Genomic DNA, 22,695 nt, shown 5'->3' on the forward strand with positions numbered 1-22,695 from the left:
GCCCTGCCCTGGATGCACGCCCCCACGGACACCGGCGGGCCGCCCGCCGCCGCGCCACCGGTTCTTCCGCGCCGGCTGTGACACCGGATGCCGTCCGTCGGCGGTGATCAACGCTCGGATTCCGTTCACGGCACCTGCAGGCGGCCTTCACTCCACCGCAATCCCTCATCGGCACTGTCCGATATGCCCAGTTCGGCGCGAGGAGTTCAGTATGCGGGAAGACCTGTCCGGCGGAATCACTCGACGTAGGCTCCTGGGGACCGCGACCAGCGCAGCGGCAGGGGCGGCGGGACTGTCGCTGCTGCCAGGGTCGATGAGGAAGGCGCTCGCGGCACCGGAACAGCGGCTGCGGTCGCTCGACCAGATCGAGCACGTCCTCATCCTGATGCAGGAGAACCGTTCGTTCGACCACTACTTCGGCACGCTCAAGGGTGTACGCGGTTTCGACGATCCGGACGCGATCACTCTGCCGACCGGGCGATCGGTCTTCTACCAGCCCGATCCCGAGCACCCTGACGGCTACCTGCTGCCGTTCCACAACGACACGAAGACGACCAACGCCATCCAGGCCTACGGCACCGACCATTCGTGGAAGGCGCAGCATCTGTCGTGGAACAACGGCCGGATGGACAACTGGGTACCGACGCATCGCGCCGCGGACGGCGAGGTACGGGGTCCGTTCACGATGGGCTACTACACGCGTGACGACCTGCCGTTCCACTACGCGCTGGCCGACGCGTTCACCGTCTGCGACAACTACTTCTGCTCGGTGTTCGGCCCGACGCACCCGAACCGGGTGATGGCGATCAGCGGCACCATCGACCCCGACGGCAAGCTCGGCGGCCCGGTCGTGGACAACCATTCCACGGCGTTCCGGTGGACCACCTACCCCGAGCGTCTTCAGGCCGCCGGGATCAGCTGGCGTTACTGCACCGCTTACCCGCCGGACACCGACCTTGGCTGGTTCAAGGCATTCCAGGACGCCAAGCCGGGCGAGCCTCTGTATGAGAACGCGATGGTCCCGTATTCGCCGTCGCAGGTGGCCGACATGATCCGCAAGGATGAGCTTCCGTCGGTCACTTGGCTGGACGCGCAGTACCTCCCGTCGGTCTACGGGCTGCCCGAGGCGGCCGAAGGGCCCGGTCATCTTCCCGCGGCCGGCGCCGAGTACATGTACACCGTCCTGGACGCACTCGGCTCGCGCCCGGACGTGTGGGCCAAGACCGTCTTCATCATCAACTACGACGAGAACGACGGCCGCTTCGACCACGTCCCGCCGCCCACCGCACCAGAGGGGACGCCGGGGGAGTGGGTCACTGTTTCCCCGCTGCCGAGCGGCGCGGCGGGGATCGCCGGCCCGATCGGACCCGGCTTCCGTGTTCCCGCGCTGGTGATCTCGCCGTGGAGCCGCGGCGGATGGGTGTGCAGTGAGCCGTTCGACCACACGTCGACGCTGCGTTTTCTGGAACGGCGCTTCGGTGTGAAGGAACCCAACATCAGCGCGTGGCGCCGCAAGACCCTCGGAGACATGACCTCGGCTCTGCGCCTCCACGATCGCAACCATTCGTTCCCCCGGCTGCCGGATCCGGTCGCACTGTACGAAGTCGAGCAGCAGGAGGCCGCAACCCTGCCGCCCCCGACCGTCCCGACGACTCAGCGAATCCCACACCAGGAACACGGCCACCGGCCACACACCCCCTGACCGTGTGACGCTCTTCCGCGACCCTTCGGCCTGCCCACCGAAAAGCGACGTGTTCATCGGGACGGGCGACACGCGTGCCGGGGTCGCGATGTCGGCCGGGGCGACGTTCAGTGATGAGTGGACAGCAGGGACGTCGTCAGCAGCAACGACCCCATGGACAACACGCTCGACGCGACGATCGTGTTGCGGACCAGTTCGGTCCGCAGGCCGTACTCGCGGGCGTAGATGAACGCGTTCTGCGCGGTGGGCAGCGCCGAGCACGTGACGACTGCCAGGAGGTCGGTCCGCGACAGGTGGATCGCGTACCGCCCGAGGACGAAGGCGACACAAGGCTGAACCACGATCTTGAGCGCCACCGCGACCGCCAACTCGCCGCGGGAGCGCGGCCCGGGTTCGGGCGTACGGCCGCGCAGCGACATGCCGAGGGTGATCAGCGCCGTCGGGACGGCGGCCGCGCCGAGCAGTCGGCACGGCGCCAGGACCTGCTGCGGAACGTGCCCGGACGCGACCACGCCGAGCACGCAGGCGATGATGATCGGATTACGTGCCGGAAGTAGCAGGAAGTCGCGGATCCGGCTGCCGCCGTCGATGATCGTCAGCACTATCGGCGTCACCATGAGGACCTGGAACAGCATCACCGAGACGATGAACGAGGTGTTGCCGAGGAGCTGAAGCGCCACCGGGATGCCGAGGTTGGCCGAGTTGACGTATCCGGCCGCCATCCCGCTGATCGCCTGGTCGCTGAGGCCCCGCCCGAACACCCAGCGGCTGGCCGCGAAACCGAGCAGGCAGGTCAGGGTGGTGCCCGCGCCGAACGTCACGATCGCCCAACCGGAGAACCGGTCCAGACTCGTCGTGCTCAGCGTCGCGAACAGCGCCGCCGGCATGGCGACATGAAAGACGAATCGCCCGAGCACGATCTCGCCCTGGTCGCCGAGGATCCGTGTACGGCCGGTGACGTATCCGACCGCGGTCAACAGCCAGATCGGCAGAAAGCCCGCGATCAATGCGTCTCCATGCGATAGATCGTAGGACCGGGTGGAACGGGCTCATGCAACGGGAGCCGCGACTGTTCGCCCACTGGGGTGGATGCCCCAGTTCTCGATGGATTCGAGGAAAGAGCCGGAGTCGGCCGCTCCACCTGGATTAAGGTCCGACCGAAAGTCGAGTGGGATTATCGCGGTGGACGCGCGCCATTACTGGCCGGTAAGCCTATTCCGTAAAGCCGACATATGAATCATAATCGGCATGCGCGCGAGCCGCGCGCTGAACGCAGCGCGTGCGCGGGCGCCGTCCAGGGCGGCGAACGGGAGCGCGGCGGGCTGACCTGGGGGTGATCGGCGTGGCAGACCGCACGGACGCACCCGAATGGCCGATGGACCTCGACGTCGGGGGGTTGCTTCGCGACGGCTGGCGCCCGACACCCTTCCGGCAATTCATTCTTAAGATCCATAGCCGGTGCAATCTCGCTTGTGACTACTGCTACATGTACGAGATGGCTGATCAGGGTTGGCGTGATCAGCCGCGCCGTATGACGCGTGCCACGATCAGCTTGATCACGTCGCGGATCGCCGAGCACGTCCGCACGCACCGCATCCCTGAGATCGATCTTGTCCTGCACGGCGGCGAACCGCTGTTGGCCGGTGTCGAACTCATCCGGTACGCCGTCACCTCGCTCCGGTCCTCCGTCGGCCCGGAGACGTCGGTCAACGTCCGCGTCCAGACCAACGGCCTGCTGCTCGAAGCCGCCTTTCTCCGCGCCTTCGACGAACTCGGCGTGCGGGTCGGAGTGAGCCTCGATGGTGACGAGCGGGGCAACGATCGGCACCGGCGCCACGCCGACGGGCGCGGCAGCCACCACGAGGTCCGGGCCGCTCTCCAGCGGCTGACCGCGAGCCGCTACCGACACCTCTTCGGCGGGCTGCTGACAACGGTCGACCTGCGGAACGATCCGGTCGCCACGTACGAGGCACTGCTCGAGTTCTCCCCGCCGGCGGTCGACTTCCTCCTGCCGCACGGCAACTGGGACTCACCGCCGCCCGGGCTGTCGCCGGCCGAGCACGCGACCCCATACGGAGACTGGCTCATCGCGGTGTTCGATCGCTGGTACGGCGCGCCGATCAGAGAGACACGCGTACGGCTTTTCGGCGAGATCATCCGGTTGCTGCTGGGCAGGGCCTCGCGTATCGAGTCGATCGGCCTCGCCCCGGTGGCCGTGGTCGTCCTGGAGACCGACGGGAGCATCGAGCAGGTCGACACCTTGAAGTCGGCCTACCCGGGCGCCGCCGTCACCGGCCTGCACGTCGCACGGGACTCGTTCGACGCGGTGCTGCGGCTGCCGTCGGTCGCGGCCCGCCAGATCGGCGACCGGGCCCTGTCGGCACAGTGCCGCGGCTGCGCCGTCCACCGGGTCTGCGGCGCCGGTCTGTACACGCATCGGTACCGCGCGGGCAGCGGGTTCGCCAATCCATCGGTGTACTGCGCCGACCTCGTACGCCTGATCACCCACGTGCGCCAGGTGATCGCCCGTGACCTGAGGAAAGGGACTGCATGAGACGGCACCAGGTACCCGCGAAGGTCTTCTACGCCCTGGCGGCCGGTGGCGGCGGCGCCCATGCGGTGGGTCATCTCCAGACGGCGCAGTACAGCAAGCGTCTGCTCCTCCTGTGTGCGGTACGGGACGTCGCGAGGCGGGGCGATCCTGTCGAGGCCCGGCGCGCGCGCCAGGCATTCGCACTGCTGGCGGAGATCCAGCGGCAGGCTCGCTGGGCCGTCGACGCCGTGGTGAGGCATCCGGCCGTCGGAGCCTGGGCGCGGGACGTGCTCCTCGGGTCCGGTGACACCGGGGGACTGGCGGAACTGGCCGCCGCGGCGGCGGTGCGGGCGGGTTTCCCGCGGCCGGTGCAGGTGGTGATGCGCGACGGAGCCGTCGTGCTGCCGTCGCTCGGCCGCGCGATGCTGCCTGAGGGCTCCGCCGCAGGAGGCACGACGGCGGCTCGGCAGGGGACGGCCGATCGGGCTCAGACGCCCGGTCCGCTCACGGCGGCCGGCCGGGATGGGGCGTCCGGTCCCACCATGGCGACCGTGCGACCCGGCCCGGGACGGGCCGAGGTGATAGGGCCCGGTGGGCGTGTCCGGATCCCGGCCGACCCGCATCGGGACGCGCCGGGTTGGCACGCGGTACGTCATCTGGAGGCCGAGTATCAGGGCATGGCCATCCGGCTGCTCCTGGATGACGTGGATCCGTACCGGCTCCCCGAGGCCGGTGTCAGGGCCTCGCGGCCGGACGAAGGGGAACTGGACGCGTGGCGTGCCACGCTGAGAAAAGCCTGGCGGCTGCTGGTCCGCCGGCACTGGACGACGGCGGAGGAGGTCGCCGCCCTGACGACCGTGCTGACCCCGCTCACCGCGCCCGATGAGGGGCTGAGAAGCGCGACCTCGACCGAGACCTTCGGCGCGATCGGTGTCTCCGCTCCGCCGGACGACCATTCGCTGGCCGTCAGCCTGGCGCACGAGGTTCAGCACGCCAAGCTCGGCGCGCTGATCGACCTTGTCCCGTTGACCCGGCCCGATGACGGCAGGCGCTTCTACGCGCCCTGGCGGGACGATCCTCGGCCGATCGGCGGGCTGATCCAGGGGGTCTACGCGCACGTCGGGGTCGCCGGATACTGGCGCCGTCAGCGCCTGCATGAACAGGGTGATGTGGCGATGCGGGCGCACGCCGACTTCGCCCGCTGGCGAGACGCCTCCGTGCTGGCCGCCCGTACCCTGCAGGGCAGCGGGCTGCTCACGCCGGAGGGGGAGCTGTTCATGACGGAGCTCACCCGCACGCTGAGCGCCTGGTGTCACGAGCCGGTTCCGGCCGCCGCGCTGGACCGGGCTCGAGCCGCCGCCGACGAGCACCGAGAACGGTGGCGGCGACGCAACGGCGAGCCGGTCGGACCGACGTCTCCCTGAGCGAGCCTCGTACGCGGCCCGAGCGGCCTCCCGCCGGTGCGCTTCCGGCCGCGTCACCCCGTGTACGCACGGGGGTCCCTTCCGGATCATCGCCGGCCCGGCCGGGCACGGCCCGAACGGCGATCAGATCGGGGGAGGGTCGAAGTCGCAGTCCAGGTGGCGTCCCTCAAGAGCGACCACCGAGTCGGGGTGATCGGGGCCGAGCACCCTGGCGTATCGGTCGATCGTGTCCTCGAAGAGCCGGGTTCCGTCTTCCTCCGCGCCGTCCGCCCGGAGATCGGCCGACAGGTTCGCGGCGCAGGCGAGTGTCATCGGATGGTCCTCGCCCAGCACGGCACGCAGGCGGCGCAGAGTGCCACGCCCCAGGCGGCACGCCGACTCCAGGTCGCCCAGGGCCGCCAGATCGCTGGCGAGATTGGTGGCGACGGTAAGGGAATAGTGGTGGTCGCGGCCGAGCTTGGCCTCCAGCCCGAGAAGGGACTTCTCGTTGAGCTCCCGGGAGCGGCGTACGTCTCCGGTGACCCGCAGCAACAGCGCCAGGTTGCCGGCGCAGCCGTGATAGTACGGGTGGTCGTTGCCGTAGACCTTCGGGTACAGCTCCAGCGTCTCGGAGGCCACGTCGAAGGCCTTCTCGATCTCTCCGGTGCTGCGCAGGACATTGGCCAGGCAGGTGGCCGAGGCCAGAGAGTCGGGGTGATCGAGGCCGAAGAGTCGCAGGTAGCGCCCGTGGACGTCTTCGGACACCTCGGCGGACGCGTCGAGCAGCCCGGCGCGGCGGCGGGCGATGGCCAGGTCTTTGGCCGTCCGCAGCGTCCACGGGTGCTCGGCTCCGAGTTCGTCCGCGCCGTACGCGTGCGCGTCCTCGCCGAGGTCGCACGACTCGCGGTAGCCGCCCGCGAGGCGGACGGCGCGGGCCAGCCCGCTCCAGGAGTTCAGGATGTCGGCCCGGCCGATACCGCGCGGACCGGCCCACATCTCCAGGTAGCACTTCTCGTGCATCGCGCGGGCGGCCAGGTAGTCGCTGGCAAGACCGTGGTCCAGTGCCAGGTTGTTCATCACACGCAGGGTGTTCGGATGCTGTTCTCCGAACGTCTCCAGGTGCCGGATAAGGGAGTCCTGGTCGTGATCCCGCGCGGCGAAGAAGTCGCCGGCGGCCCGCAGATCCGCGCCGATGCTGTTCAGCAGCAGCAACAACGAGTCCTGCCGGCCGGGATCGTCGTCCGTGCTCTGCTCCGTCCTGGCGAGCGTCTCTCGGTTGAGCTCATAAGCCTCTGGGAAGCGTCCAAGCTCGCGGATGATGATGCCGCGCTGCCGTCGGGCATCGAGCACGTCGGGGTCGTCGTTTCCGGAGTCGGCGCTCCAGCGTTCCTCGAAGCGTCGCACGAAGATCTCGGCCGAGCGGTAGTCACCGGAGTAGTAGAGGTAGTCGACGAAGTTGAGGGCGAGCTGGCGTACCGTGCGGTCGCCGCTCTCGGTGACCCCGGATGGCTCGACGTGAGCCAGGAGTTCGAAGTAGCGGTTCCAGTTCGCGGTGTTCTCTGGTGCCTTCGGGGTCGCCGTGACCAGGAGACGGTGCACCTCCTGACGGATGCGGCCCTGCTCGTCCGGCGACATTCCGTCGCGTACCAGTGCCTGGATCAGCCGGTGGACCTGGATGGTACGGCCGGGTGTGTCGACTCGGGCGAGGGCGTACCGCCCGAGCTCCCCGATCGTGCGGCTGAGCCGGATCGGATCGCCCAGCAGGTCGGCCAGTTGCTCACCGAGACCCGTTGGTACCCGGCTGAAGACCGCGCGGGGGATCGGCTCGGGACCGAACATCGCGCAGCAGCGCAGCAGTTCGACCGCCTCGGGCAGCTTCTCGCTCAGCTTGGCCACCGACAGAGCCCAGGCGGCCGTCATCGAGACGGGGTACTCCGTCGGTTTGCCTTCGGCCAGCAGCTGGCTCGTGCGTCCGGCGAGCAGCCGGAGATACTCCTCGACCGTCATCCCCGTCTCGGCCTGCAGTGCCGCGGCCTGCTCGAGCGCCAGGGGCAGGTCGCCCAGCGCTTCGGCCAGGCCGTTGGCGTCCCCGGGGCTCATGGCGCGGGGGACCCGCTTGTTCAGGAACTCGATGCTCTCCTCACGGGTGAACACGTCGACGGGGACCGTGTCGACGACGCCCTTCCACCGGTGGTTGCGCGAGGTGATGATGACGTGGCCCGGTCCGTGTGGGATGACATCGCTGATGTCCTCCGGCTGGTCGGCGTTGTCGAAGATGAGCAGCCACTTGGAGTAGGGATCGCCGCGACGCAGCCGGTCGAGCACGGAGTTGGCGGCGTCCTCGATGCCGGTGGTCGTGGCGGGCGGCAGCCCGAGGTAGGGCGCGAGGCTGGCCAGTGACGACCGTACGAGGACGGGCTGGTCGCAGGGGATCCACCACACCAGGTCGTATTCGGAGCGGTAGCGGTAGGCGTACTCGACGGTCATCTGCGTCTTTCCGACACCGCCCAGGCCGTGCAGGGCATGCGGCACGACCGCGGTGACGTCACCGGCGATGCCCGCCCGGAGCTTGGAAAGGAGCTCTTCGCGCCCCGTGAAATTCATGTTGCGCGGTGGTATTCGTCCCCAGATTTCCGGCGTCCGTCCCGCCGGCCGTCCCGTGTATGCCGAACCTGCCACGGATTTCGCCTCCGCGTCGCTATTCACCCGCTTGTCGTGCCGCCATAGTATGCCCTGGCCTTAATGATCAACCAGGCTGCCAGTGGCATATCGGCGATGTTCGCAGACAGTCCGGGTCGACGCACTCCAAGGCTTAATTCGGTCTACCGTAAATTGGTGTCCGTAAAGTCCGGAATCTACTCACGGATCGTGGATCGAGACAATCCTCGCTGGGGGTATTAAACGATTGGCCGGCGTGCTTGAATCGTAGACAAGGGCCGTCGATGCGCCCCGGCGAGGCGGCCGACGCGGTCCGGTCGGACTCTGCGGCGCGATCGCATGACTCCGGCGGCGAGCAGAGGGAGTGCGCATGGGTGAAGACGACTTCGGCGGCGGAATAATTGATCTGTCCGGCCTCTCGCTCCAGGACCTCGACGACCTTGCCGACTCGGTCCTCGTGGCGGAGGTTCGCGAGATGCTGGACTCCTCGTCGTTGGACGCGGGCGTCGTGGCCGGATTCAACTCCTCGGTATAGGCGACCGGCCGGCCTGGAGTCCCGTCGGAAAGACCATGGTCATGAGGTCACTGTCCGCTCCGCCGGGCGACCCGGATACGTCTCCGTATCCGGGGCTGCGCCCTTTCACGGAAGCCGATCGTGGACGGTTCTTCGGGCGCGATGAGGAGATCCGCGAGCTCGCGCGAATGTGGCGGCGCAACCGCGTCACCATCCTGTACGGCGAGAGCGGTGTGGGCAAGACCTCTCTGATCGTCACGGGTGTGCGCCCCCGGCTGGCGCGGGAGGCGGCCAACGTGCTGCCCATCGGAGCCGTTTCGCGCGCTTTCACGTTCCCCACGGCGGCCATTCCGGAGTACAACCCGTACACGCTGGCCCTGCTCTCATCCTGGTCGCCGATCGAACCACCGACGGTGCTGTCCGGAAGGTCGATCGGCGCGTTCCTGCGACGGCAACGGCGCACCGGCCGTTTCGGTGAGCCACTCCCTACCCTCGTCGCCATAGATCAGGCCGAACGACTGTTCCGCAACGCCCATCCGGATGCCGTGGGTCCGTTCTTCGACGAACTCATCGAGGCCCTGGCACAGGATGCGGACACCCATCTGCTCCTGTCCGTGCGCGAAGATCATCTCGAGGACACCCTGCGGATCGTCAAGCGGCTCGGGAGCGAATCCTGCGCCGAGTTCCCGCTCTTGCCGCTCGATCCGCAACGGGCGCTGGCGGCGGTCGTCCGGCCGCTGGAAGGCACCGGTCGTCGTCTCGATCCGGCACTCGCCGCGCAACTCATCGACGAACTGGAGTGGCCGTCCGCCGACGGCTCCTTCGAAGCCGTCGAGCCGGTGCTGCTCCAGGTGGTCTGCCGGAGCCTGTGGGAACGGCTGCCCACCGACGTACAGGTCCTGACCGATCGGATGCTTCCGGACATCCCCGAGGCGCTCGAGTCGCTGTGCTCGCACGCCGTGACGGCCATCGCGGCCGACCACGACAGGCGGCCGGGCCGGCTCGTCTCGTGGTTGCGCGATACCTTCCTCAAACCGCCCGGGCAGGCGGCGGTCCGCGAGGGATCCACTCATACGGCCGGAATGGCCAACGCGGTCGTGCACTCGATGGAGGACAGGTACCTCATCAAGGCGCGGCGGCGTGACGGCGCCCGGTGGTACGAACTGCGGCATCCCCTGCTGATCGCGCCGATCCGGCGACTGGTCACCGCGCAGTGGCCGGTCCCGCATTCCGACCCGGCGGGTGGCCTGAGAGCGGCGAAGGCGGCCCTGTCCGAGGGCGATGTGCCACTCGCCCGGCGACACGCCGCGGAGGCGGTGGCGGCCTGCGGTCGTGGCGACATGCGGATCCGTGGCGAGGCCGAATCCCTGCTTGGGAACATCGCCAACGAGAAAGGCGACCTCAAAGGCGCGATCGAGCATTATCGCAGAGCAGCGAATATCTTCGAGGCACTGCAGGAGACCTCGGCCGTCGGGCGCCTGCTGGCGGCGATGGGGCGGCTCCGGCTGGCTCAGGGAAAGCGAGGCGAAGCGGTCGAGGACCTCGAGGCCGCCGTAGGGCGGATGCCGAACGATCCGACGGTGCAGACCGGGCTCGGCCGGGCACTGTGGGACGCCGGGCAGCCCAAGGCCGCGCTCGCGGTGCTCGACGGCGTGCTGAGACGCGACGGTGACGCGCTTGAGGCGCTGCGGGCCCGCGGCGAGATTCTCGCCGACCTCGGCGAGGCGGCATCGGCTCTCCGGGATCTCGACCGGATCGACCGGCGCACGTCCCCATCCGCGCGCGCGGCGCGTGCGCTGGCCCTGGCCACCCTCTCGAAGGTCGATGCGGCTCGGCGCGAGCTTGACGACACCGTGGCCGAGGCCACCGGCAGCGGACCGGTGCTGTTGCGTGCGGCTCGGGTCGAGCACCTGTGCGGAGACCTCCGAGCCGCCGCGCGGCTGGCCGCCCGCGCCCTGAAGGCGGACGATCCGCCGCTGCCGCCGCATCAGCAGGGCGAGGCCGTCCGGGTCTCACGACTTGTGGCAATCGGCACGTCTCCGACCCGCCGCATCACTCACCCTTGAACCATGCCGGACACCGCATTGGTCGCCCTGTTCACCGGGGCATCCACCGCGATCGCGGCAGTACTCGGAGTCGGCTCACAGCTGCTGGGGGAGGGCCGGCGGGCGCTGCACGAACTCGAGCGGGTGCGGGACGCCCGCGACGCGGAACGCCAGGCGGAACGAGAAGAGCGGCTCCGGCGCGGTACCGACCGCATGCGCGCCGCCGTGCTGAGGCTGGCGGTGACCGTACGCGTCTGCGCGGACATCCGCCGCGACCAGCACGCGCGGCTGCACGAGCGCGACCTGGTCGACATGCTGGGTCAGGCGCGCGATCACTACTACCGGGCGAACGTGCGGATCGAGGCGCTGCGTACGCTCGTCAGCGGCAGTCCGGAGGCGCTTGCCGCGATCGAGGAGCTGCTCTCGGCGGTTACGGAAGCTTACGACCACGTTCGGTCAGCGAGTAGCACGCAGACTGATCCCGAGCGGGTGGAGAAGCGGATACGTTCGGAGCTGCGAAGAGTGTCCGAGATGGTACTCGCCGAGTGAACTGTCCGGAGGTGACCGGCTCGGGCTCTGTCGCCACCGGACCAGAGCCCGCGCCTGCCGGGTCGTCGATGTGCGCCGGGCCCTGTGTCGTCGGTGGCTCTTGTCCGGTCTCAGGCGCGTACGCACCGGCCGGGTCGTGAAGGGTGCCAGGCGGGTCAAGGATGGCAAGGTGGTCGGCCGTTCGAGTCGGCAGGGACGGCCGACGTACCGTGAGTATGACCGCGATCATGCCGAGGACGCCGACGACGCCGATCAGTGTGCCTTCGGTACCGAGTGTCGCGATGACGTAGCCACCGCAGAGGGTGCCGAGCGGGACGGCGCCCAGGGACAGGAATCGGTTGGCTCCGGCCACACGGCCGAGCAGCCTCGGTGGAATCCGCGAGGCCTGGTAAGTGTCCAGGGCGACGTTCATGTGCGCGCCCATGAAACCCACCCCGCCCCACGCGAACAGCCACACCCACGGGTGCGATGAGGCGGCGATGACCGCGATGAGACCCGTCCAGACCCACGCGCAGGCGACGATCACCACGGCCGGACCCCTCTTCCGCAGGACCTTAGGGGCGAACACGGTGCCGAGGATGCCTCCGAGGCCCGGCGCCGCCAGCATCGCGCCGATCATGATCGACGGAAGACCATGTTCCCTGCCGAGGATGACGAGCAGCAGGATGACGGCCTGGAAGGCGAAATTGGTGATCGTGCAGACGGAAAGGGCGGTGCGCAGGAAGATGTCCGTCCACAGCCGGGAGAGTCCCTCGGTGAGATCCCGCACGAGCGCGCGCACGCCTCGTCGTCGCGCTGCGACGCCGACGATCCGGATCCGGTCGGTCCGGATGCACCCGAGCGCCCCAGCGGAGACGAAAGAGCAGACGGCGTCGAAGAGGAAAGGGATCGTCCGGCCCACGCTGTAGAGCAGTCCTCCGAGCGGCGATCCCAGGAGCAGGGCGACATGGCTCCGGGCCTCATTGGTGGCCATGGCTTCGGCCAATCGCTCCCGCGGCACGATCTGTGCGACGGCGCTGATCTCGGCCACACTGTAGAACGCCACGCAGGTTCCGCTCACGGCCGCTGCGCACGCCAGCAGGGACATCGACCGTTCGCCGACCAGGAGGAGTACGGTCAGGGTCGCCGCCACCGTTCCCCGGAGCAACTGACTCACCAGCATGATGCGTCGCCGGTCGAGCCGGTCGGCCAGGACTCCCGCCGGCAGGTGCAGCAGCAGGTTGGGCAGCATCCCGGCGGCCGCGACCCAACCGGCGGCCACCGGTGACCTCGTCATCGACAAGGCGATCAGCGGCCCGGCGACGCTGGCGCTCGTGCTGCCGAGCAGCGATACCGATGAGCCGCCCCAGAGCAACAGGAAGTCGCGCCGCCAGCGAGTGCGGTTGACGGCGCGGGACGAATCACCGGGCGGCATCGCTGACCAGAGCCGTGGAAGCAGTCATCGGCTCTGCGCCTCCCCCCGTGACGGCCTTTGCGATCCCCTGTGAATGACGACAAGCCGTACTGGGGAGTCCCGGTACGGAGTTCGGTTCAGCGGGTCGGCGATGGGCGCCGCCCAAATGCGACATGGGCGATGCTCACCGCCGGTGAAACTACCCCCACTGGACCGAGCCACGCAGGGAAACCTCCAATAATGATCACTCCTTGACAACGCCGGGGTGCGGAGACGGGGGGCGATGTCAAAGGCTCGGTCTGCGGCGGCTGTAAATGGGCTCGTGGTGGGTGGGCGAAGAGCACTACGAACAGGAACAGCGGCAGCCAGGTCACGATCCCGCCGTTGGACCGGAAGCCCGGCAGTCCCTCGGCTCAGTGGTTCCGGAAGACCGTTAGGGTCGCGCTCACGCTTCTGGCACGAGAATCACCTTTCCCGCGACCGTGCGGGACTCGGCGAGGACCAATGCCGAGGCGGCGTCGACCAGCGGGATCTCCGCGGCGACCTGCGGGGTGAGCACGCCCTCGGCCAGCAGCTGGAACACCTGGGTGAGGTCGTCGGCCAGCCGACGCCGGAAGGATGCCAGGTGGCGGTGGCCCGCCCAGAAGTTGTAGAAGTACGCGTGTCTGCCGTTGGGCGAGGCGTTCCACATCTTCAGTTGCCCGAACAGTTTCAGTATCGGCAATTGTGAGTTGCCCTCGTCGTCCTTCGTCGCCGCGGTGCCGTAGGAGACCAGCGTCCCGGTCTTGCACAGCAGTTGCCAGGACCGCTTCAGCCCGGCGCCGCCGACGTGGTCGAACACCGCGTCCACGCCGTCCGGGGCGAGCGAGGCGATCCGGTCGTACATGTCCGGGGCACGGTAGTCGACGGGGGTCGCGCCCAGCTTGCGCACGGTCTCATGGTGGCGCTCGGACGCCGTGCCGATCACGGTGATCCCGGCGTGCCGGGCCAGTTGCACGAGCGTGGAGCCGACGCCGCCGTTGGCGCCCAGCACCACGATGGTGTTCCCGGAACGGACCTTGGCCAGCCGGTGCAGCATCTGCCAGGCGGTGATCCCGTTGACCACCACGGTCTCGGCGGCAGCCGCGGACACGCCGTCCGGCACGGGCACCAGATCCTCGGCGTCGAGCAGCACGTGGCTGGCCCACGCACCGATCTTGGTGACCGCGGCGAACCGGCGGCCGGCGATCTCGGCGGCCACACCGGGCCCGATGGCGGTGACCGTGCCGACCAGGTCGTAGCCGGGCACGAAGGGGAACGGCGGCTGGTTGTAGTACCTGCCGCGCCGCATCTGCTGTTCGGCGAACGAGACGCCGGTCGCGTCCATCCGCAGGATGACCTTTCCCGCGCCCGGCGCGGGAAGGTCTCGGGTCCGCACTTCCAGACCACTCGGCTCGACCGCGCCCGGCAGGACGACCTCGGTGGCGCGGGTGGTGACGGTGCTTGTCATGTCGTGTTTCCTCACGAGATCCCAGGGGATCGGTCAAGAGCGGCGAACGGGTCCGTCAGCCGTCCTCTGCCAGGGCACTGCTGCCGGTGTGGGACGGCAGGTCCGCCATCAGCTCCACCAGCTCCGGGTCGGTCTCGTAGTGGCGCTTCTGCAGCTCCGCGACCTTGGCGCTGAAGTCGGGGTCGTCATCGTCGGTGATGTCGTAGGTCTCGAACTTCGCCATCAGCGGGATGCCGAGCCGTTCGGTCCTGGCGTGGGCCGGGTGGACCAGGTACTCCCAGTAGCCCTCCAGGTCATCGAAGATGAAGATCGCGCCCCAGTCGAAATCGGTGCCGGACTCGCGGCCGACGATGTACGACCGCACCGCCGGAATCGTCCGGCCCTGCTCATGCAGGCTCTCCATCGCCTCCTCGACCCGGACCGGGTCGGCGCCTTCCCTGACCTTGATCCGGTTGCCGTGGAAGATCATCGGGTCTCTCCTCTTGTCGTGTGTTCGGGTTCCGCCGGCCGGCACGGCCATGACCGCGCGAGACGTGCTCGCGGGTCGACGGCGGGATGTCAGCCCTTCCCCGACTCGGCGAAGGGCTGATGCGACCATCCCGCGGCCGGGCACGCCATCGCGTCGGCGAACACTACGTAGACCGGCCCGCGACCGCCGTTTGGGCGACTCGCGCCGGAAGGAATCGCTAACGTACGGGGCATGCAGACGTCGGCCCGGGACGTGCTCGTCGGCAGGCAGGCCGAGACCCGGCGACTCGACGAGTTGCTCGGCGCCGCGCGCGCCGGCCGGGGCGACGCGCTGGTCCTGCGCGGCGAGGCGGGGATCGGCAAGAGCGCGTTGCTGGCCCACGCGCGGCGAGCGGCGAGCGGATTCCGGGTCATCGACGCGTCCGGCTCGGAGTTCGAGATGGATCTGCCGTTCGCCGCGCTGCACCGGCTGTGCGTGCCGGTGCTCGCCCACCTCGACGACCTGCCCGGCCGGCGCCGCGAGGCCCTCGAGATCGCGTTCGGGCTGGCCACGGGCACGCCGGATCCGTTCCGGGTCGGGCTGGCCGCCCTGGAACTGCTGGCCGCCGCGGCGCGGGAACGCCCGCTGCTGTGCCTGGTCGACGACGCCCACTGGTTGGACGTGGGGTCGTCGAAGGCGGTGGCCTTCCTCGCGCGGCGCGTCGCCGCGGAGCCCGTCGCCATGGTGTTCGCCACGCGCTCGCCCGGTGCGGGCGAGCTGGACGATCTGCAGGGCCTGGCCGTCGAAGGGCTGCGCGACGCGGACGCGCGGTCGCTGCTGCCCGCGTCGCTCGACGAGCAGGTGCGCGACCGGACCGTCGCGGAGGCGCGCGGCAACCCGCTGGCGCTCCTCGAACTGCCGCGCTCCGGTGGGTTCGCCCCGCCGGACCTATCGTCGGTGCCGGGGCGGATCGAGCTCGGGTTCCAGGCGAGGCTGGCGGACCTGCCGGTCGAGGCACGCATGCTGCTGACCATCGCGAGCGCCGACCCGACCGGCGATCCCGGTCTGCTGTGGCCGGCCGCCCGGGCGCTGGGCCTCGACGTCCCTTCCGCGAGCGCGGCGGCGGCCGCCACGGAGCTGGTAGAGCTCACCACACGCGTCCGGTTCTGCCACCCGCTGGCCCGATCGGCGGTCTACCGGGCCGCGTCGATGGACGAGCGACGTACGGCACACCGGGTGCTGGCCGATGTCACCGATCCGGTCGCCGACCCGGACCGGAGGGTGTGGCACCGCGCGCAGGCCAGTACCGGGCCGGACGACGATGTCGCCGCCGAGCTGGCGCGCTCGGCGGCACGCGCCCGGTCCCGAGGCGGCATGGCGGCAGCGGCCGCGTTCCTCGAACGCGCGGCGGCGCTGTCGCTCGCCCCGGACCGACGGACCGAGCTGGCGCTGGCGGCCGCGGCGGCCAAGCTCGACGCGGGCGACGCGGACACGGCGGCCGCGCTGCTCACGACCGTCGTCGCGATGGACGAACGCCAGCACGCGCAGGCCGACTCGTTGCGAGGCCGGATCGCCTTCGTCCGGCCGGGCGACGGCGACGGCGACGGCCCGATGCTCATGCTGCGGGCCGCCCAGCGGCTGTCCTCGGTGGACCCGGAACGGTCACGCGAGTGTTTCCTCGACGCGCTGGAGATGAGCCTGGTCGTCGGCCGCGCCAGCGGCGTGCAGGACATGGTCCTGGCCGCGGCCCCGACACCGCACTCACCCGACATCCTGAGCGCCCTCGCTCTGCTGCGCACGGACGGGCACCGCACCGCGGTCCCGCTCATCCGCGCGGTCCTCGACGGCCCGCAGTGGACGCGGCGACCGGCACTGGCCGTCATGCTGGCCTCCGAACTGTGGGACCCCCACACCCACGCGGCGATCGTCGAATGGCTGATGAAGACCGGCCGCGAATCCGGCTCACCATTCTTGTTGCGCCTCGGTCTCGCCCAAACCGCGTCGCAGGCCGTATTCACCGGCGACCTGGGCCAGGCCATCGCGGCGATCGCCGAGGAGGAGGCGATCGCCGACGCGACAGACGTCCCTCCATTCCTCTACCCCCGCCTGCAGCTGGCCGCGATGCGTGGTCACCGCGCGGAAGCGCTCGCGCTGTTCGAATCGGCGACGGCCACCGCCCGCGGCGCCGGGCAGCTGATCGCCAACGTCCACTGGGCGCAGGCAGTGCTCCACAACGGCTCCGCCGACTACCCCGCCGCGTTCACCGCGGCACGGCAGGCCGCCGCGGACGGCGATCTCTTCCTCGCCGGTCTCGCGCTGCCGGAGCTGGTGGAGGCGGCCGTGCGCAGTGGACGACCCGACGCTGCGGCCGAGGCGCTGGCGTCGCTGACCGAACGCGCACAAGCCAGCGGAACGGCCACCGGCCTCGGCGTCGCGGCATACGCACGCGGTCTGGTGACCGGCGAGGAGGAGCACTACCGGTCGGCGATAGAACATCTCGAAGAGAGCCCGCTCGTCCCCTACCGAGCACGCGCCCACCTTCTGTACGGAGAATGGCTACGCCGCGAGGGCCGCAGACGCGACTGCCGCCGCCCCCTGCGCACCGCCCACGAGCTGCTCACCAAGGCGGGCGTCGAGGCGTTCGCCCGCCGGGCCGCCACCGAACTCCGCGTCACCGGCGAGAAGGCGCGCAGCAGATCCGACCACACCTACGACCAGCTCACCATGCAGGAGATGTCAATAGCCCGCCTGGTGGCCACCGGCGCCACGTCCAACGAGGTGGCCGCTCGCCTGTTCATCAGCCCCCGAACGGTGGACGCCCACCTGCGCAACATCTTCCGCAAACTGGGAATCTCCTCCCGCCGACAGCTGAGAGACCGCCCCGACCTCAACACCGGTCCGCGCACGCAGGACTGAGCATGTTTGTAACGTTTTAATCGAGCCCGCAGTCTCGGTGTCGTCGCCGATGGCCTCAGCGGGCCTCGAAGAGCATGCCCCGATCCCCCTGGTCTGTCTGATCGTGCAGGGCGACGTCTTTCGAGCGTCGCCGTAGAAGCGCTCTGATCCCTGGTGTATCCAGGCCTTGAGCGGCGAAGACGCGCAGATGCGGGCACGCTGAGCACGTGGTTGCGAGGCGACGGGTCCTCGCCTGGCACGTGGCCACATGCGGACGCTGTCCTTGTGAGGTTTGTTACGTCAGTGTCAATCTGAGGCGAAGAGCTATTAAAACGTTTTAATAAGCGGTGTCCGGCTTCGAAGCAGAGCGGTTCAAAGCCGGGGTCCTGAGTTGGTGCCTTGGATTCGGCGGTAGCGCCGAGACACTTCCGGACGGAGTTTCGAATGTGCGGTGGTTGGCGGGCAACGACAGAGCGCCGTGCTCTCGCCATGCTCTGTGCCGTTCTGGTGGTGGCCCTGTCGGTCGTTCTCCCGGCCACGGTCGCCCGCGCGGCGCGGGCCACTCTGAGAGTGACGAAGCTGCAGGTCGACCACGCCACCGATCCCCTGGGGATCGACGACACGCATCCGAGCCTGAGCTGGCAGCTCGACTCCGGCGTGAACGGCGAGCGGCAGACGGCGTATCGGATCCTCGTGGCGAGCACATCGAGCCGGCTCATCCCCGGCCAAGCCGACGTGTGGGACAGCGGCAAGGTCGCATCGAGCTCGTCCGTCGGCGTGGAGTACGGCGGTCCGGGGTTGCGGTCGACGCGTCGCTATTACTGGACGGTGCAGGTGTGGGGCGCACAGGGTGGAGCGTCGGCCTGGGCGTCGGCCGCGTGGTGGGAGATGGGGCTGCTCCAGGCGGCCGACTGGCAGGGAGCACAGTGGGTCCGGCCGGACCTCGCCGGTCAGGATTCGTGGTCGAACTTCACTCTCGACGTGGACTTCACCATCCGCAAGGGCGCGGCCGGCGTGGTGTTCCGCGCGAAGGACGCGAACAACCTCTACATGTGGCAGGTCAATTCCGGGGTCGACCCGGGCAAGGTCATGCTGCGTCCGCACCTCGAGGTCAACGGATCCTTCAGCCACCTCGGGCCGGATGTCGACGTCAGTCAGGTGATCACGCAGGAGAACGTGAACAAGCAGCACCACCTGCGCATCCAGGCCGACGGGGCCACGATGAGCACCTCGATCGACGGTACCGCCGTCAATTCGCTCACCGACGCCACGTTCACCAAGGGCACGATCGGGTTCCGGGTGGGCGACTCGTCCGAGGACTCGCTCTACGACAACCTCACCGTCCACGGTGTCGAGGGCACGTTCTCCGACGACTTCTCCACCAGCCCCGATCCGGCGTTCTCGCAGACGACGATCACGGATGGGCAGCTCGAACCAGGCGGTGGCATCGTCCTGCTGGACCGCGATCCCGGCGCGCCGATGCTGCGGGACGCCTTCACGCTCGGTAAGACGGTCCGCCGGGCACGCGCGTACGTCGACGGTCTCGGCTTCTACGAGTTGCACATCAACGGCCGCAAGGTCGGCGACAACGTGCTCAGCCCCGCGAGCACCCCGTACCAGCAGCGCGACCCGTACAAGACCTACGACGTCACGAACGACCTGCGCCGAGGCGGCAACGCGGTCGGGATCTGGCTCGGCAATGGCTACGGCCCGCGTTTCAGCCCGTACGGCTTTCGGTGGCTTGGGCCAAAACAGGCGTCCTTGCTGATCGACGTCACCTACACCGACGGCACCCGCCAGGAGATCACCAGCGACAACGGCTGGACGTGGTCGAACGGTCCCATCACGTCCAACGACATCTACGCCGGCGAGACCTACGACGCCCGGCTCGAGCCGCACGGCTGGGACCAGGCCGGTTTCGACGCCTCGACCTGGAAACCAGTGACGACGGCCGCCGCGCCGAGCACGAACCTCGTCGCGGACGACGTCCCACCGGTACGGGTGGTGCAGACCCTGCGACCGGTGCACCTGACCGAGCCACGGCCGGGGACGTACGTCTATGACCTCGGGCAGAACATCGCCGGCTGGGAGCGGCTGAGCGTCAAGGGCCCGGCGGGCACCACCGTACGGATGCGCACCGCCGAGGATCTCGGCACGGATGGGATGCTCGACACGACCACCAACCGCAATGCCGCGTCCACCGACACTTACACCCTCGCCGGGGGCGCGACAGAGACGTACGAGCCGCGCTTCACGTATCACGGCTTCCGCTACGTCGAGGTCACCGGCTACCCGGGCACACCCACCCTCGACTCGATCGCGGGGCAGGTCGTGCACGCGGACGTGAGGTCGATCGCCGGTTTCAGCTCCTCGGATCCGCTGCTCAACCAGATCTGGCAGAACAACCGCCGGACCATCCTGAACAACTCGATGAGCACCCCCACCGACAACCCGGTACGCGACGAACGCACGCCCCCGGGCATGGACGTGCAGGCCTATCACGACGCGTCGACGCAGGAGTTCGGCATGGACCGCTTCTACGCCAACTACCTGCTCGACATGCCGCCGGGTACGGCTCTGCCCAACGACTCGGGGAACAGCCAGAACCCCGACATGGGCGGTGACCAGATCTCACTGGCCTGGAGCCTCTACGAGCAGTATGGCGACAAGGCCGTCCTCAACCGGATGTACCCGGCGATGAAGTCCTTCGTCGACACGAACGCGACGAACGTGCCCAACCACATCTGGCCGGCCGACCACGGGTTCGGCGACTGGTGCCCGCCCGTCTACGGTCCCGGCGTGAACGGGGGCCTCGGCAGCCCGGACATCGGCGCCTGTACGAGCGAGGTCTCGCTGGTCAACACGGCGCTGTCCTACCTGCAGGCCACCGACCTCGCCGCGGCCGCGCAGGCACTCGGGCAGGCTGCGGACAACGCGCGTTACACGACGCTCGCATCGAACATCAAGGACGCCTTCAACGCGACCTTCCTGAACGCCGCACACAACGGGTACGCCGACGGCCGGCAGGTCACCAGCATCCTGCCGCTCGCCTTCGGCATGGTCCCGGCCAAGGACGTCAAGGCCGTCGGCGACCAACTCGTCAACACGATCCTGAACACGGACCACGGCCACCTGGATACCGGCATCTTCGGCACCCGTTACCTCATGGACGCGCTGGCCCGCATCGGCCGGGTCGACGTCGCGATGACCGTCCTGGACCAGAGGACCTATCCGGGGTTCGGCTACGAGATCAGCCAGGGCGCGACGACCGACTGGGAGGAATGGACCTACCGGTCGAGCATGGAAAGCCACGACCACGCCATGTTCGCCGGCATCAACGCCTCGTTCTCCACCCAACTGGCCGGCATCGCTTCCACGGGACCCGGCTACGAAACGCTCACCATCGCGCCCAAGGTGCCCCCCGCTCTGCACCAGGTGTCCGCCTTCGTCGAAACAGTGCGCGGCAGGGTGGCCTCGTCATGGACGCGGGACCCGCGCACCTTCGAGCTCGACGTGACGATCCCGGTCAACGCGGCGGCGACAGTGTCCGTGCCGCTGTTCGGTCGCGGCCAGAACAGCGTGACCGCGGATCACGCCAGGTTGCTACGCGTCGAGGGTGCCACCGCGATATACGCCGTCGGCTCGGGCCACTGGCACTTCACCGTACATCTGTAGCAGCCGTCGGATGTCCTACGCCGCTCCTCACCGTCGGAAAGGGTGCCCCTGCCAACCCGCACGGCGAATGGAGGAATCGCGTTCGCCCGCCTCGTCGGTGACGGGCGAACGCGTTGGCACCGGCTCAGATCGACTTGAGCACTCGGATGCGGTCGGCGATGGCGCGCCGGGCGACGTCGGAGGTGAAGGCGATGGAGTCGAACTCGTGGGGGGCGCCGGGGCGCAGGTGGAACTCCACCGGCACGCCTGCGCGGCTGAGCTTGGTCGCGTAGGCGAGGTCCTCGTCGCGGAAGACGTCGAGCTGGCCGACCTCGATGTAGGCCGGCGGGAGGCCGGTCGCGTCCTCGAGCCGGGCCGGGGCCGCCGTGGCCGGGACGTCGGGCCCGCCGGCGGCCTCGCCGAGCAGGGCCGGCCAGGCGGTGAGGCTGTGGAGGATCGGCGTCAGGCGGCGGGCGGGACGACGATGACCTTGCCGTGCACCGCGCCTTCGGCGGCCCGGGCGTGGAGCACCGGCAGCTCGGCCAGCGGCACCCGCTCGGCGACGTCGACGCGCAGCTCGCCGCGGTCGATCAGCGCCACCAGCCGCGACAGTTGTTCGGCGTCGCTGCGGACGAACAAGTCGATACCGCGCACGCCGCGCTCCTCGTCGGCGGGCGCGGGCATCCACACCGTCGTGTTCACCACGACACCGCCCGGCCGGACCAGCGTGACGAGCGCGGCCAGCTCGGCCGGGTCGACCGGCGCGAGGTTGAGCACGACGTCGACCGGCTCGGTCACCGCCCCGGTCACCGCGGTGGTGGTGTGGTCGATGACCTCATCGGCGCCGGCGGACTTGACGGCCTCGCTGCTGCGCGGGCTGGCCGTGGCGATCACGTGGGCCTCGGCGCCTTTGGCCAGCTGCACGGCGTAGCCGCCGACCGCTCCTCCCGCGCCATTGATCAGCACGCGTTGTCCGGCCGTCAGCTTGCCGTGGTCGAAAAGAGCCTGCCACGCGGTGAGGCCCACCACCGGCAACGCGGCGGCGTCGGGCAGCGGGACACTCTTGGGCGCCGACGTGAGGACCTCGGCCGGCGCGAGGACATACTCCGCCGCCGCGCCATCCTCCGTCATCGGCAGGAAGCCGACGACTTCGTCACCGACCTCGATACCGTCCACGCCCTCGCCCAGCGCGTCGATCGTGCCGGCGACGTCGAGGCCGGGAGTGTGCGGCAGCTCCACCGGGATGGGACCTTGCATGAAGCCCCCGCGAATGTTGGCATCGACGGAATTGAACGATGTCGCGGCGACGCGGATCCGGACCTCGCCGGCTCCGGGGACGGGCTGCTCCGCGTCCTCGTAGCGCAGGACGTCGGGGTCGCCGTACTCGTGGAAACGCACTGCCTTCATTTGAG

Annotated in this window: 15 protein-coding genes; 8 read left to right on the plus strand and 7 right to left on the minus strand. The window is 69.3% G+C overall.

The window, feature by feature from the left end; translation table 11 throughout:
- The first annotated feature begins 211 nt into the window (after window positions 1–211).
- Entirely contained in the window at window positions 212–1,702 is a 1,491-nt protein-coding gene (locus ACQP2O_RS20910; RefSeq protein WP_433187600.1) for an alkaline phosphatase family protein, read from the plus strand.
- Between the two features lie 107 nt (window positions 1,703–1,809).
- Here ACQP2O_RS20910 and ACQP2O_RS20915 read toward each other — a convergent pair whose 3' ends face one another.
- Complete coding sequence (locus tag ACQP2O_RS20915) at window positions 1,810–2,709, minus strand: AEC family transporter (RefSeq protein WP_433187603.1); 900 nt, start codon at window positions 2,707–2,709, stop codon at window positions 1,810–1,812.
- Window positions 2,710–3,077: 368 nt separating this feature from the next.
- Between ACQP2O_RS20915 and ACQP2O_RS20920 the strand changes: the two genes are divergently transcribed.
- Window positions 3,078–4,256, plus strand: coding sequence for an FxsB family cyclophane-forming radical SAM/SPASM peptide maturase (locus ACQP2O_RS20920; RefSeq protein ID WP_433191096.1), 1,179 nt, complete (start codon window positions 3,078–3,080; stop codon window positions 4,254–4,256).
- Complete coding sequence (locus tag ACQP2O_RS20925; RefSeq protein ID WP_433187606.1) at window positions 4,253–5,659, plus strand: HEXXH motif domain-containing protein; 1,407 nt, start codon at window positions 4,253–4,255, stop codon at window positions 5,657–5,659. Before ACQP2O_RS20920 ends, ACQP2O_RS20925 begins: the two co-directional genes overlap by 4 nt.
- Window positions 5,660–5,782: 123 nt before the next feature.
- Here ACQP2O_RS20925 and fxsT read toward each other — a convergent pair whose 3' ends face one another.
- Window positions 5,783–8,344, minus strand: coding sequence for an FxSxx-COOH system tetratricopeptide repeat protein (gene fxsT, locus ACQP2O_RS20930; RefSeq protein ID WP_433187608.1), 2,562 nt, complete (start codon window positions 8,342–8,344; stop codon window positions 5,783–5,785).
- Between the two features lie 322 nt (window positions 8,345–8,666).
- Between fxsT and fxsA the strand changes: the two genes are divergently transcribed.
- Genes fxsA through ACQP2O_RS20945 form a run of 3 tightly spaced genes read left to right on the plus strand, consistent with a single transcriptional unit; the run spans window position 8,667 to window position 11,404 of the window.
- Window positions 8,667–8,831 (plus strand): FxSxx-COOH cyclophane-containing RiPP peptide, encoded by a 165-nt coding sequence (gene fxsA, locus ACQP2O_RS20935; protein ID WP_433187610.1) that lies wholly within the window; start codon window positions 8,667–8,669, stop codon window positions 8,829–8,831.
- A 41-nt stretch (window positions 8,832–8,872) separates the two neighbouring features.
- On the plus strand, window positions 8,873–10,876 hold the full coding sequence (locus ACQP2O_RS20940; RefSeq protein WP_433187613.1) for a tetratricopeptide repeat protein: 2,004 nt from the start codon (window positions 8,873–8,875) through the stop codon (window positions 10,874–10,876).
- Window positions 10,877–10,879: 3 nt separating this feature from the next.
- On the plus strand, window positions 10,880–11,404 hold the full coding sequence (locus tag ACQP2O_RS20945; RefSeq protein WP_433187616.1) for a hypothetical protein: 525 nt from the start codon (window positions 10,880–10,882) through the stop codon (window positions 11,402–11,404).
- Here the strand turns inward: ACQP2O_RS20945 and ACQP2O_RS20950 are convergent.
- The 3 genes from ACQP2O_RS20950 to ACQP2O_RS20960 form a co-directional block, all read right to left on the minus strand.
- Complete coding sequence (locus ACQP2O_RS20950) at window positions 11,286–12,818, minus strand: MFS transporter (RefSeq protein ID WP_433187619.1); 1,533 nt, start codon at window positions 12,816–12,818, stop codon at window positions 11,286–11,288. The two genes, ACQP2O_RS20945 and ACQP2O_RS20950, sit on opposite strands and share 119 nt — an antisense overlap.
- 424 nt (window positions 12,819–13,242) lie before the next feature.
- Complete coding sequence (locus tag ACQP2O_RS20955) at window positions 13,243–14,286, minus strand: medium chain dehydrogenase/reductase family protein (RefSeq protein ID WP_433187622.1); 1,044 nt, start codon at window positions 14,284–14,286, stop codon at window positions 13,243–13,245.
- A gap of 55 nt (window positions 14,287–14,341) precedes the next feature.
- Window positions 14,342–14,755 carry a Dabb family protein gene (locus ACQP2O_RS20960; protein WP_433187625.1) on the minus strand — a complete coding sequence of 138 codons (414 nt, stop codon included), beginning with the start codon at window positions 14,753–14,755 and terminating at the stop codon, window positions 14,342–14,344.
- A 231-nt stretch (window positions 14,756–14,986) separates the two neighbouring features.
- Between ACQP2O_RS20960 and ACQP2O_RS20965 the strand changes: the two genes are divergently transcribed.
- Together ACQP2O_RS20965 and ACQP2O_RS20970 are read left to right on the plus strand one after the other, a co-directional pair.
- Window positions 14,987–17,650 carry an AAA family ATPase gene (locus tag ACQP2O_RS20965; RefSeq protein WP_433187627.1) on the plus strand — a complete coding sequence of 888 codons (2,664 nt, stop codon included), beginning with the start codon at window positions 14,987–14,989 and terminating at the stop codon, window positions 17,648–17,650.
- A 468-nt stretch (window positions 17,651–18,118) separates the two neighbouring features.
- Window positions 18,119–21,304, plus strand: a complete 3,186-nt coding sequence (locus tag ACQP2O_RS20970; RefSeq protein WP_433187630.1) for a family 78 glycoside hydrolase catalytic domain — start codon at window positions 18,119–18,121, stop codon at window positions 21,302–21,304.
- Between the two features lie 124 nt (window positions 21,305–21,428).
- On the opposite strand, the gene ACQP2O_RS20975 is transcribed toward ACQP2O_RS20970, so the two are convergent.
- On the minus strand, window positions 21,429–21,749 hold the full coding sequence (locus ACQP2O_RS20975) for an alpha/beta hydrolase (protein ID WP_433191098.1): 321 nt from the start codon (window positions 21,747–21,749) through the stop codon (window positions 21,429–21,431).
- Window positions 21,746–22,690 (minus strand): NADP-dependent oxidoreductase, encoded by a 945-nt coding sequence (locus ACQP2O_RS20980; protein WP_433187632.1) that lies wholly within the window; start codon window positions 22,688–22,690, stop codon window positions 21,746–21,748. Before ACQP2O_RS20980 ends, ACQP2O_RS20975 begins: the two co-directional genes overlap by 4 nt.
- Window positions 22,691–22,695 lie beyond the last annotated feature (5 nt).

The sequence above is a fragment of the Actinoallomurus sp. CA-150999 genome, assembly GCF_050942425.1.
Classification (GTDB): domain Bacteria; phylum Actinomycetota; class Actinomycetes; order Streptosporangiales; family Streptosporangiaceae; genus Actinoallomurus.

Coding starts and splice junctions, on each gene's coding strand:
- ACQP2O_RS20910 (WP_433187600.1), top strand. CDS start 212: ATGCGGGAAGACCTGTCCGGCGGAATCACTCGACGTAGGCTCCTGGGG.
- ACQP2O_RS20920 (WP_433191096.1), top strand. CDS start 3,078: ATGGACCTCGACGTCGGGGGGTTGCTTCGCGACGGCTGGCGCCCGACA.
- ACQP2O_RS20925 (WP_433187606.1), top strand. CDS start 4,253: ATGAGACGGCACCAGGTACCCGCGAAGGTCTTCTACGCCCTGGCGGCC.
- fxsA (WP_433187610.1), top strand. CDS start 8,667: ATGGGTGAAGACGACTTCGGCGGCGGAATAATTGATCTGTCCGGCCTC.
- ACQP2O_RS20940 (WP_433187613.1), top strand. CDS start 8,873: ATGAGGTCACTGTCCGCTCCGCCGGGCGACCCGGATACGTCTCCGTAT.
- ACQP2O_RS20945 (WP_433187616.1), top strand. CDS start 10,880: ATGCCGGACACCGCATTGGTCGCCCTGTTCACCGGGGCATCCACCGCG.
- ACQP2O_RS20950 (WP_433187619.1), bottom strand. CDS start 12,818: ATGCCGCCCGGTGATTCGTCCCGCGCCGTCAACCGCACTCGCTGGCGG.
- ACQP2O_RS20955 (WP_433187622.1), bottom strand. CDS start 14,286: ATGACAAGCACCGTCACCACCCGCGCCACCGAGGTCGTCCTGCCGGGC.
- ACQP2O_RS20960 (WP_433187625.1), bottom strand. CDS start 14,755: ATGATCTTCCACGGCAACCGGATCAAGGTCAGGGAAGGCGCCGACCCG.
- ACQP2O_RS20965 (WP_433187627.1), top strand. CDS start 14,987: ATGCAGACGTCGGCCCGGGACGTGCTCGTCGGCAGGCAGGCCGAGACC.
- ACQP2O_RS20970 (WP_433187630.1), top strand. CDS start 18,119: ATGCTCTGTGCCGTTCTGGTGGTGGCCCTGTCGGTCGTTCTCCCGGCC.
- ACQP2O_RS20980 (WP_433187632.1), bottom strand. CDS start 22,690: ATGAAGGCAGTGCGTTTCCACGAGTACGGCGACCCCGACGTCCTGCGC.